Source organism: Pseudomonas sp. HK3 (genome assembly GCF_052920985.1).
In genome coordinates this window covers 1,246,762-1,260,219 of record NZ_JBREXD010000001.1, presented here as the reverse complement: position 1 = coordinate 1,260,219, position 13,458 = coordinate 1,246,762, and the positions used below count along the sequence as shown (strand labels likewise).

Here is a 13,458-nt window from a genome sequence, read left to right as displayed (position 1 = left end):
CATTCCAATGGCAAGCCCCGCAGGCTGGTTTATATAGTGTTTCACTGGTGGCTAAGCCAGAAACATTAGTCGTGCCAGCTATGCTCAACGCGGTTACACCGTTATCCATAAGTACAGTGACATCATCATTAACGGATACGCAAACCATTAGTGATTTAGGTGGCGATACAATTACTGTAAATATTACCAGTCACAGTTCAGACTTACTTGTATATTGGCTACCGGCCGAGCAAGGCTTCGCATTAGAAGAACAATTCAGAGTGAATTATCACTATGAAAATGATGCGATCAAATTTGAAACACCATCTCGTAGCAAGCCAAACACTTATAAGGTTGGTCGTGAGTATCAAGTTGTGGTTGTTAGAGCTCGTACCCAAGAAGAAGTGCGCTCAAATAATTTAACAGTAATCGACAATAGTCAGCCTAATGTCGCACTAAACTTCAAATATTATTATCAGCAGCCATTAACTCTTAAGTCAGACGAACCTATAAAGGTTACTGGCTTCAAAGTTATGCGAACGGTTTATGCAAATAATGAAATCAAAGCACTTGATGTGTCAGATCAGTTTATGAGTGTATTTACAAATAATAATAGCCGATATGAACTAGGTAATATTACCGGCACATTTACCAGTCACAATGCTCTTTATGAATTCAAGTTATTAGGTGTAACAGACACCGCAGGTAATTTGGCAAAAATGCCTGATCAGGAAGATGGAACCTTTGCATTTAGTGTTCGAACACTTGATCGAGAAGCGCCATCACAACTTAAAATCATTAATGCTAATACAGGGGCAGAAATTACTTCTGCCAGTGCACTAACGCGCAGTAAACAACATTGTTTAAGCTTTGATGCGATAGATAATTTAAACACAACATTATCTTATCGTTATCGAATTAGCTCCGATCAAGGTTTAAACTATGGCCCTTGGTTAAATAATGCATCATCAGAAATTTGCCCTAGGGGTAGTGTCTCTGTCGCCGTTTCAATTGCCCAGCAAAGTCTCAACATACGATTGAGAGCCAGTGATGGTCAGCAATTCACAAATAAAGACTTTGAAATTCCCTTAAAAGATCCAAACATTGAATTAACTACGTTTGGCACGACACCCGTGATTGTCGAAGAAGCGACAGATAGCCGTTTAAGATTTGAGCTTGCTGGTGATGTGCAGCTGATTGATAAAAATAATACAACGATAGAATTATTTATAAATAATCGTTGGCAGCCTATTACAACTCAAGCAAGCCTTGTTGGTGGTTCTGTTATTGCTGTTGCTGATTATTTCCAGCCAAGATTGGTCGATTTACTAAATAGTGAAAATACACAAGAACTTGATATCCCTGTTCGTTTAAAAGTGCCGTTTGGTTTAGATGCACAAAAATTATTTGAACAACAGTATCGGCTACATAAAGATGTTACAGCGCCCGTAATCCAGATTGTATCGCCAAGTAATAACGGCTATATACCATGGGATAATGCTTTAGATGTCTTTATCAAATCGTTTGATCGTTACGGTATTGAAACAATAGAGGCATCTATTAATGACGGGCAGTGGCAAATATTATCACAGCCAAATAGACTAGTATTTACGCCAACTAAAACGGACTATCCTAACGAAATAAATATAAAAGTTAGAGCAACCGATCCTAATGGCAATGTAAGCTTAACACCAAGTATTGAAACAGGCAGCGAAGTTAACTTAACACCATATGACGCCGATTTAGGTGAACCAACTTTGGTCTTGCTTGAACCTAAAAATGGTCTTAACGTTAAGGAACGCGATACGCTAGATATATTGTTAGAAATTTCTAATATTGAGACAGCACAACTCCGCCTTAATATTGGTGGTGATAAAGATCACCCTGACAACCCTGAAGTTGTCGAAATAAATCGTACCAATTTAGATAAAGTCGTATTGCCTTACACTTTAAATATACCAGCTGTGATTGAAGATATGGCAGCGGTTATTCAATTAATTTCTGACGGTAAAGTACGCTCACAAGCATTCATTAACATTAAAAATGATGATGATATTGGGGCAACAATTGATATTGTCAGTAAACCAATCAGAAAAATATTGAATGGAACAACGTTACAAGTAAGTACTCAGGTTCTGCCAGTAATATCCGATTTATCATCTAGCTCTTATGTAAGTTTAAGTGATGGTCTTGATGCTCCTTTCGCTCGTTTGGCAGTTGATAAAAATCATATATTTGAAAATCAAATGTTTACTCATGAGCAGGTGAATATTCATGCCATGATTGAAGATTTTAGTGCTAATAAAAACGAAACAACTAAGCAACTTGAAGTGCTGCCTTATTTTATAAATGAGCCACTTGTACTGCAAACCTTACAAGAAGGTATTGATCGCCCGGTAGCACTAGACTATTTACAAAATGTAGGTTTTGTACTTGCAGTAAATAATGTGTATGGCGGGTTTAAAGTAATGGCAGCTCCAGGTGCTGTTTATAGCCAGCCTGAGGGTGCTATCAAGGCAATGCATGTTTTTGCTCACCAAGCACTAATTGAATTAGAGCGTGAAGGTATGCGTTATCAGCAGTTACTTAGCTTTAGTGAAGACAAGGTTTTACTGTCATCTGAATATCAATTGGAAGGCCGTATCATTGGCCTAAACGGTAAGATAGCGTATACACAAGCCGGTCAGACAGTATTTGCATATCAGCTATTAGACAGCGGAAAGTTAAATGAGTTACCTGCATATACATTCCAAGATACGTTACTACAAACCACGGTAAGTAGCAGCGGTATATGGGGCTTAACCCAAAACGCTTTAATTAAACTTAGCCTTATCAATAATGGCAGCTTAATCGCCTTACATGAACAGCAACGCTTTGCATTGGTTGATGCAAAATATATGTCTGTGCAGGGGCCGTCGTTCATGATTGCTACTCATAGTGGACAATTAGAGTTTTATGAATATGCACAAACAACCTTAGATAAAGTTGATGAGATGTTGCTAGCAAGCACCATACTAAGTGCACATAAAGGCAATAATGTATGGTGGTTAAATGTCGAATCTGAGGATGAGTTCAATTGGTTAGCGATTAAAGACGCGCAGATCGTTGCACATATTTCATCAACAGATTTATTGGCATTAGGCCATAACACCTTTAGTAGCGTGTCAGGCCAGAATTGGAGTACTCGTGAAATAATTGGCGAAAATAGAGAGTTAGCCACTTCATTTGATGTTACCAAGCAAGAAGCAGGGTGGTTGATATCTCACTCAAGTGCAGTACCGCTAAATATTTATATAAAAGATATGAATACCTTTATTACAGCAGAAAAATTGTCTGGCAATAACTGGTTTGTACCCTATCAAGACATAGATAATATTAATATTGAGTATATAGGTGAAGGCATTGCAGGCAGCAAAGCCGTAACCCTTTCAGGTATTATCGTAAATAGTGACGTGACGATTATGCCAAATACAGCCGCATTACGACTAAATGGGTATGCTCCTATTGTTGTAACGCCAAATGAAGACTCTCGCATTAGTCATGTCAACTTTAACGATCAACAAAAAACGATTGTGAGTAATCTTGGTTGGCAGCAGTTAACCCATGTACCTGAAAGCTTATTAGATATTTCGGTAGACGTTAATGGTGAGATAACACAAAACCAATGGTTGTCGTTAGAAAATACCTCGCAAGGCCGTATTGAAATTTTAGCACCGCTAAACAATCAAGCGTTTTATGAATCATCATTAGTCAATGTGAAATATCAATGTAAAGACATAGATGACATTCATTATACAAACGTTATCTTAGAAGACTTTAATGGTGTATCCATTAAAACAAGTACCTTAAGTAAGTGTGAGGGCGATTTCGAACTTCGTTTACCAAGCTTTAATCTAGCAGAAAATCTATACATTAAAGTAATAAGCTATTTCGGTGATGAATACCAATTCACAGAATCCAAAGTCGGCATTCGCGTATTGCCTGTCTCTAAAGCGGTTAATGCAGATATAGATGTGCCACAATTTGTCTTGGTTGGTAGTCACTTGACAGTTGAACGTGCTCAGACTGATGGCATCGAGACAGAACTCTTATTAATACAAGATAAAAACAATAATGTTTTAAGTGCGGCTGAAAATACTATCGACTGGAAAGTAAGCGACGACGTCGATTCCTTCATTGTTAAATCTTGGGTCAGTGACGGAAAAGGCAATACAGATTCAAAAAGTTTCACTGTACGAGTAATTAGCCCGTTAATACTTAGTGAGAAAGAAAAGAGCCGTCCATATACACAGCTCATCCCACGTATTGATGATAGTTGGTTTGTTCATGAGCGGACTATTCGTAATTTTGCAGAAGAAATTATAATAGAAACCAACTCGGCTATTATTCAAGCTTCGTTATTGGGTAACCGTTTAATCGTATTGCTTGAAGATGGTATCGAAATTTATGATAGTGAATTAGATTATCAGCGTGTTGCATATCACCCAATGAGCGGTGTCAGTGGTTTTATCCACAATGGTACAGATTTATGGTTATGGGCTGACTCTCAGTTAAGCACTTATCAGATATTTGGTAATGACCTTAAATTGATCACCAGTAAAACCATAAGCGATGCTATTGTCACAGCTAAGCTCGTAAACGGTGTACCAGTCCTACAGCTAGTAGATAAGCTGTACTCAATTACAACAAGCAGCTACATCAGTTTTGATGACTCAATTCAGTGGACTATATCATTCAATAATAAAATTTGGTTGCAAACGCAGAGTGGCGAATTGTATTCAGTTAATGATGATTTTGTGTCGACAGGGCATGGTCTAAAAGTTCAAGGCCAATCAGCGCTGAATATGGCAGGTTATCTAGCATGGCTAGATGAGAGTGGTAAGTTATGGCTAGCAGCGAATCATTTGAATGATTCATTACAGGTTCTTGGTGGCTGGCAAGTTAGTCACAAAGGAGCAAGCTTAGCGACCCTAAGTAATGGGCATTTATACTTAAATACAGGTGAAACCTGGTCGATTAACAAAGATATTAAATCTCGTCAATCGTTCTTAGAATCATCTAAGCAGGGTGGCACTGTTGCTGCCATGCAATGGTATGAAGGTAAACTGTATGTAGCGGGTGATTATTATGGTGCGTACAGCTTGCTAAACACAGGTGATCAATGGAAATTGAGCAATGCATCAGCACCTTATACTGAAAAATCTCAACATGTAATGGCAACCGCTAAAGGGTTATTGCTTTCAAGCGTTGATAATACACGGGTTAATTTAGTACAAAGTGATTTCACGCAACCCACCGCATTATTTAGAAATATTGATCCTGTGCATTTGGCGAGTAATGGTGAATTAGTTGCGGTGTCTAATGGCATTGATATCATTATTAACAGTGTAAATATCAATCATGAAATCAGTTATAAACTGCCTGATAACATTAAAGTACAAGCGCTAGCATGGTCTGGACGCGTATTATGGATAGCAGGTGATAACGGTCGTTTATATGAGTTATATCTTAATCAATGGCCAGTAAATGAATATGACTTACAGCTAATTAGCCATGATGTACAGTTGCTTGCACCAGTTAAAGAAATGGTAGCAACACCAGGTAAGGTATGGTTACGTCAAGAAAATGCGCTGCAACAATACAATACTCAAAGCCACACTCTCCAAAATATCTCTGCTACTAATGGACAAGTAACGGCTATTAGCAAAAACTCAAATTTACTTTGGGTGGCTTATGAGACACAAACCAATTCTGTTGTACGTTCAATTGATATGAGTAATGATTCATGGAGTGATCATCTTCATGAATATACCAAGCAGGTAACGTCACTTGCTATTAACGCGCCGTATTTGGCGGTTGGTTTTATTGATGGCGATATACGCATAGAGCACCTCCCCAATCATCATGCAGGCCAAGTATCCGTTGAACTGAATCAACCTAGTCCAAGACAGCGCTATCAATATGCTCAGCAGTGGAATATTGAGTTACCGTGGTCAGCCAATGCGGTAGCGTCTAATATTTCTATAAACGGTCAGCTTCAATATGGTTTCCATGATCAGCAAGCAACCAATAAAGATCTTGTACCAGGCTGGTTATTGAACGGCCAAGAGATTAAATTTGATGTTGAAACACAAGATATTTTTGGTCGTATCCATAATGGCTCGACATTAAGGACTTTCTTACAGTCTCAGTCATTACCGACAAATGACATGCAAATATCCTTAAGCTTTGATGGTACAAGTTATTACCCCGCGCCATTAATTATGGAAGCAAAAATTGAAAATACTCAGCAGCCTATACAGCTAGTCGAATACTATTTAGCAGCGAATGAAAGTGGCCCATATGAATTGATAGCTAAGCATCGTGGCCCACAATTCATACTGAGTAAAAACTTTGATTTAAGCAAAAACGGTTACTGGGTCAAAGCACGAGCAATCGATATTTATGGAAACTTCTCTGAATCCGAGTCTAAAATAATATCTCGTCAACTTGATACAACCGCCCCTATTCTTAGTGGCGTATTAAGCGGTAAGCCTGTCATCGATCAATCCACCGTGGTTGCACAAAGCCCTTATGCACTAAATATAAACGCGCAAGATAATCAAAGTGGCATGCAAAGCATTCTGCTGTATCGAGGTGAACAATTAGTTAAAGCAATTTTTGATAGCAGTGCATTAAATTTCGACGATATTAGTAGCCAGTCAGGTGAAAATATTAACTATTTAATAAAAGCAAAAGATGTATCAGAAAATGAAACTCAAATTAATAAATCAGTTGTCTCTATAGAAAACCAAGCACCCATTATTTCAAGTTTGGTTATTAATAATAAAATAATTGATATTAATAACCCAAATGCAGAAATAGAAATAATCGAAGGGGGCGCTATTGTTGCTTCTATTAATGCGAAAGATGACGTCGCTCTTGAAAGCATGACAACTCGATGGGTACTACAGCGACAAATTGTGAGCAGTAATGCTTCAACAATTAACAAAGTATTCAGATATGTTGATCAAAGATCCGCACGAGTTGAAAGTGCTGTGGTCGATCACTTTAATATTCTATTAACCGATAGCACAAACAAACAAACTGAAGCGAACATCCCTATCCGTGTGATACGCGATCAGGTGCCAGATGTGAGCAAACTAATCATAGATGTACCGCAATCCGGTATTTATGGGCAAGCACTGAGTATTAATGTCAGTGGTATTGATAATGTAGATGACAATATCAATGCACAAGTGGACTTTCAAATTTTACAGCGTGACAGTAATGGTGATTTTGTAATAGTGAAAACAGCAGGTGGCAATTGGAGAGATAGTCGTTCAATTTCGATTAGCATCCCATCAAATGCACTACCTAATAATAACTATGAATTTAAGTTACGCGTATTGGATAAGCTTGAGCAATATTCAGATACACAAACATACAGCATACCGCTTACAAAACGTCCTAACCAAATTCGTTTTACAGCCAGTGGTACGCATAACCCACTAACAGTTACCCCTGACACTGACGCGTTATACCAAGTCGTTGTGTTAGATGATGTAGCCCGAGCAGTACCCAATCAAAACGTGCAGTGGGCGCTTAAATCAAGAAGTACAGAGCAAATAGTACAACTAGGTACCACATCAACCGACACAGCAGGTAATGCACAAATACTGTTAGATACAAATCGTATCAAAGGCAGTTACTTAATGACGGCTAAACTTGCTAGCTATTCAAGCTTACAGCCAGCGCAATTACCAATTACCATTGAAGCCGGTGAACTTGCCGCATTGCGAGTCAATTATGCTGACGAACAAGAAGTAGGCGATAGCATGCAACTTGTATTAACCCCCATTGATAATGGTGGTAACGCCCCTCGTGCGGATACAAGTAAGACAATAGAGCTGGCCTTGCCTAATGGCTTCCACTTTTCTTTTGCTGAGCAATTGAATGTAGAAGTGTTGTCAGACGGCACAGAAAAAACCGTCATACAAATGAGTAATCAAAGTATAGAACTCAATATAGGCACAGCGCATGTTGCTGGTGACTACAACCTAACATTGTCGGGTATTGAGAAACGTTTAAGATTAATTAATGGGCAGTGGCAGCAGTTGAGTGAACTGCCCGTTAGCCTAAATGCAGCACAGGCGAATGATTATGTCATCACACCTGTATCAATCTTGACAGACAGCAACCTAGGTAGCCGAACGGATGTATTAGAGCAGGGTGATAGCAAGCGTTATGATATCGCGCTAGTGGACCGCTTTGGTAACTTAGTAACGAAGGTAAATACAAACGGCCAGCAAGTTAACACTCATTATGTGATTAACATTGTTAATGCACAAAATAATACTGTATTAGGCAGTAGTACCCTAATAAGTGGGCAATCAACGATTGATGCCTTGTTCCAAAATATAGGGACACAAAGTTTACAATTAAAAGCAGAAGATGCTGCCCCAGTTGGATTTGTTAAAAACTTCAGCGAACAAGTGAGTAAAAAATTACCTCATATAATTGACTCAACATTTGAATATTTGCAACTACCTGAAAAACCGAGTTTAGCACTAACATTCTCAGAGCCTGTTGACGTGACAGAACCTTTGGATCTTTCAACTTTATTTGAATTTTCAAATGAAGCATTGCAATTATTGACCATTCAAAGCTACGAAATTGCAGCGAACAGATTAACGGTTGTATTTAACGAAGCTATCCCATTAGGAAAAACATATAGCTTAAATACAACGGATTCATCATTGGTTGGAATTGCACAACAAGATTCAATGTTTGCACAGCAGCTACCAGTACAAAGTGCTGATATCTTCATTGAAGACCTAACAGGTGGTTATCAAATAGAAGCAACTGACCTAACACTTAAAACGCATATGCGTACAGATAGGGTCATATATTCAAGCTCATTAACATGGAGCAACGGTGTTCAGTCGAGCATTAACTTAGCCGAAAATGAAGCACTTATTGCGCTGCCTTGGAATATCGGTAATGCGGCTCATATTGATTCGACGCCTTTATTAATGGCGATAACAGCTAGTTTCACAACAGGTGAAAGCGCGTTAATTGCAAATGCACTATCCATTCAGTTACTTAGCAAAAATGGCGATCATGATAATGATGGCTTAACGAATATTGCTGAACACTTAACCACAGTCCTCAATCCATTACTGGCAGACACAGACGGCAATGGCATTAATGATGACGTAGATGATTATGACCAAGATGGATTAAATAACGCCTTGGAAAATGGGTTATGGCACAGACATTACCAATGCAGATTCTGATAATGATGGCTTAACAGATGCGCAAGAGCATCAATTGGGCACCATAGCAGTAGGCGAAGCAGGCATCGATTCGGATCAGGATGGTATTCCTGATTTTGTAGAAGTGAATTCATTTTCGGACCCGTTAAACCCAGATGAAGCACTAATAGACCCGTTCTACATTACAGATCTAAAAATCACAACGCCTACCGCTGAGTTTAAACTGACCGAAGGTTCGTTTAATTACATGCCTAAAGTGATCGCTACTTTTTCAGCTGATAATTATGAAATTGAATTTGAACTAACGAATTCAAAAGGTGTTCTTGGTTTTGAATCAAGCAATTTAGATGTCGCGACGATTTTAACAGATGAAAACGGTTTTAGTGTTAGCTCGTCAGGGATTGCAATATTGAAACTGTTTTTGCTTGAAAAGCCGACAATGTACGTCGAGCAACAATTGACGGTATTTGGATTAACCGGCGAGCTCGTAGACTTTGAAGATAATACGATGGGTAGCTTTGGTTGGTATAACCCTGATGGTTCTATAAAACCATGGATAATCGATGGTTCATCTAAGGTTGATAGCAGTCAATATAGCCTTAAAAGTGGTGAGATATCTCCTCTAGAAATATTAGATTTTGGGAGATCTAAGGTAGAAGTCATTGTTAATAGCTTTGGTGGTGAACTCAGTTTTGATTACATTGTGAATACTGCTTATGGACGTGACTATTTCAATTTTTATGTTAATGGAAATTTGATTAATAAAACACATGGTACTTCAAGCAAAAGACATTATGTGCATGAGTTACCTGCAGGAAAACAGCGTATTACATTTGAATATATTCGCAGTTCATATTGCTGCTCACGGGCTCAAAATGCAGTTTGGCTAGATAATATATTTATACCGTCAGCACCTGACACTGACAGGGATGGTGTTTTGGATAGTTTAGAGTATCGATATTTTGGTTCTTTAGATGGTGACTTAGACGGTGATATCGATGGTGATGGTCTATCAAATGCTCTTGAAATTGAGCTTGGTACCGATTTAAATTCTAGTGACAGTGATAATGATGGAATACCAGATGGCGTTGAAGTCGAACTTGGATTGAATCCTCTTTATTCTGATAAGAATCAAGATTCTGATGGTGATGGATTCAGTAACGCTCATGAATACTTATCCGGCAGTGATATACATGATGCTAACTCAGTCCCGTTTGGGACATTCGTAGACTTTGAAACGAATGAGTTCACACCATTCTATTGGTCCCAGTTAGGCAATATTAAATGGGGTCTTAAACAAATGGATGATCTTAATGGCGAACCCCAGAATATTGTAGCAAGCGCAACGTCTGCAGTTGAGGGTGATCAAGCCATACTACAAACGACGGTGAACTCCAGCGAGGGGACTCTGTTATTTGATGTGAACAATTTATTTGATGAGTCTACTGTCGATTTTTATGTTGATGGTTTAATTATAGATACTTGGACTTTAGAAGATACTGGTGAGAGAGTCAGTTATCAATTAACACCGGGTAGACATACTCTTATGTGGGTATTTTCAATTGATTACATTGAATGTGAATCTTGTTTTGAAGGCGATTATCCTAATGCATATATTGATAATATATTTATCCCCGCAATAGAAGATAGTGATCATGATGGATATTTAGATGCTATTGAATACATGCACTTTGATAATTTGGATGCCAGTTCTGAGGAGTTTGAAGAAGATGAAGATGGTGATAACTTAAGTTTGTATTTAGAGCTAAAAATTGGGAGTGATCCACAAAAAGTTGATACAGACGGTGATGGATTAACAGATCAAGAAGAAAGCAATTATAATACGGATCCTACCAACCCGGATACAGATCAGGACTTAATGACAGATGCTTGGGAGATTAACTTTGGCTTTAATCCTTTAGATAAAAATGATGCGTCATTAGATAATGACAATGATACATTTACAAATGCCGAGGAATTTTTAGCCAATAGCTCTCCAGTGGAATATTCTGAAATACCTTTTGGTACACATATCGATAACGGTGATACACGTACAGGGCCATTTTATTTTACAATAATAGGTGACACGGAGTGGGAAGCAGAGGCTTCTGAAGATGAGAATACCGTCGATTTTATACCTCTTGAACTAGATAGTAATGGTAGTTCAGCAATAGAAACTGAGATAAATAGCAAAGGCGGATTATTTAAATTTAACTTTAATTTTAAATCCTATAATAATGGTTCAAAATTTAGTTTATATGTAAATAATGTTTTAATTGAAATATTTGATAAAAGTATGATTTCAGATTTTAAAATGCACTTAGAAGAAGGTAGGCAAAAAATACGCTGGCAATTTGAAGGTGATTATTATGTTCGATATAGCAGATTAATGATCAATAAAGTATTTATGCCTGCTGTCCCTGATTCTGATAACGATGGTATTAAGGATTCAAAAGAATACGCATTTTATGATGCGCTGGATTTCGAAATTAATGAAGACCTAGACTCTGATCAAGATGGAATAACAGATTTAGTTGAGCTTAATATAGGCAGTAATCCGGTGAACATAGATTCAGATGGTGATTCACTTCCTGACAAATGGGAATACCAATACGGTTTAAATCTTATTTCAAACGATATCTATGATGATATTGATAGGGATGGTTTCTCTAATATCTCAGAGTATATTGCAGCTACTTCTCCTATAGATATTGATTCAAAACCAGAAGGTACTTTGGTTGATTTTGAAGATCATACTTTTGGTCCGTTCTACTTTAGTTTTTCTCAAGATAACCCATGGGGTTTTGTTGGTTTAGGCCCTATTGGCGGAGGTCCTATTGGTGAAGGTCCTATTTGTGAAGGTCCTATTTGTGAAGATCCTATTTGTGAAGGTCCTATTTGTGAAGATCCTATTGATAACAGTCTTGAACAAGGCTTTGTTGCAATAACGCCGTTAAGATTTAAAAATGCTGTCGATAATAGAAGAAGTATAAGTACGACTATAAATAGTATAGGAGGACTATTTAGCTTTAATTTTGAATACATTCAATGGAATCCACTTAATATTTATGTAAATGATGTGCTTATTAAGCGCTGGGATGAAGGAGGATCCTATGAGTTTAATATGTTATTAGAAGCCGGTAGAAATCAAATTAAATGGGAAATACTATGTTTTGATGGTTGTGCTGATAATGCTATAGAGATAAATAGTATATTTTTCCCTGCAACGCCTGATAGTGACGAAGATGGCTTGAGTGATGCGAAAGAATATTTATATTACGATTCATTGGACAAGCAAATCACCGCTACTACAGACAGTGACGGTGATGGTTTGACAGATGTTATTGAATTTGAGATGGGAAGCCACCCGTTACTCACTGATACCGATAACGATGGGCTACCTGATGGCTGGGAGTATCAATTTGGACTCGATATGCTCTCTGATGACTCGGCTGATGATCATGACAATGATTTTATGACGAATAAAACGGAATATATTAATAGTACATCTCCTATCGACGCTTCATCTAGGCCAGCTGGTACGTTAAGTGATTTTGAAAACGGTTCTTTCGGTGATGTTGAACTGTTTTCTTCATGGAGTGGAACCAAATATACTTGGTTGACTACACGTACCGACAAAAACGAAAAGGATTTGTTTGCAGTAACACCTGGCATGTTGGATCGTTATAGCGATGTTACCGTGACAACACAAATTAATAGCATAGGTGGTTATTTAGGATTTAATTTTGATTTAATAGGGCCTAGTAGATCGTATATATCTATTCAACCAACGTTCAGTCTTAAGGTAGATGATGTAGTGGTTAAGAGTTGGAAAGGGACCATATCCGGCATTTATAACCATTATATCGAAGAAGGACATCATACTTTATCTTGGAGATTAGAATCAGAAAACACTAACTATGGTAAGTCAACGGCATATTTAAATGGGATATTTTTTCCAGCTCTGTCAAATAGTGACAGTGATGGCATGCAAGATTCAATCGAATATCATTATTATAATACGTTAGAAAATAATATTGGCCCAGATACCGATATGGATCAAGACAACATGTCAGATTTATGGGAAGTTGAAAATGGCTTGCAACCGAATTTTAAACAAGACTTTTGGCGAGACTTAGATAGTGATGGCTATACAAATTTGCAAGAGCATGATGCAGGTACAGATCCTAATGATCCTGCATCATTTCCTGTAGCGGCTTAA

Annotated in this window: 2 protein-coding genes (1 of these 2 only partly in view); both read left to right on the top strand. The window is 37.9% G+C overall.

Annotated elements, in window-relative coordinates:
• Nucleotides 1–9,257, top strand: partial view of an Ig-like domain-containing protein gene (locus ACU6U9_RS05930; RefSeq protein ID WP_446734135.1) — the end only. Its footprint begins 20,767 nt before the window's first position; only the last 9,257 of its 30,024 coding nucleotides appear in the window; the start codon falls outside the window, past its left edge; it ends in the stop codon at nt 9,255–9,257.
• The gene (locus tag ACU6U9_RS05925; RefSeq protein ID WP_446734134.1) at nt 9,220–13,458 is read left to right on the top strand and encodes a hypothetical protein; all 4,239 of its coding nucleotides are present in this window, start codon (nt 9,220–9,222) and stop codon (nt 13,456–13,458) included. Before ACU6U9_RS05930 ends, ACU6U9_RS05925 begins: the two co-directional genes overlap by 38 nt.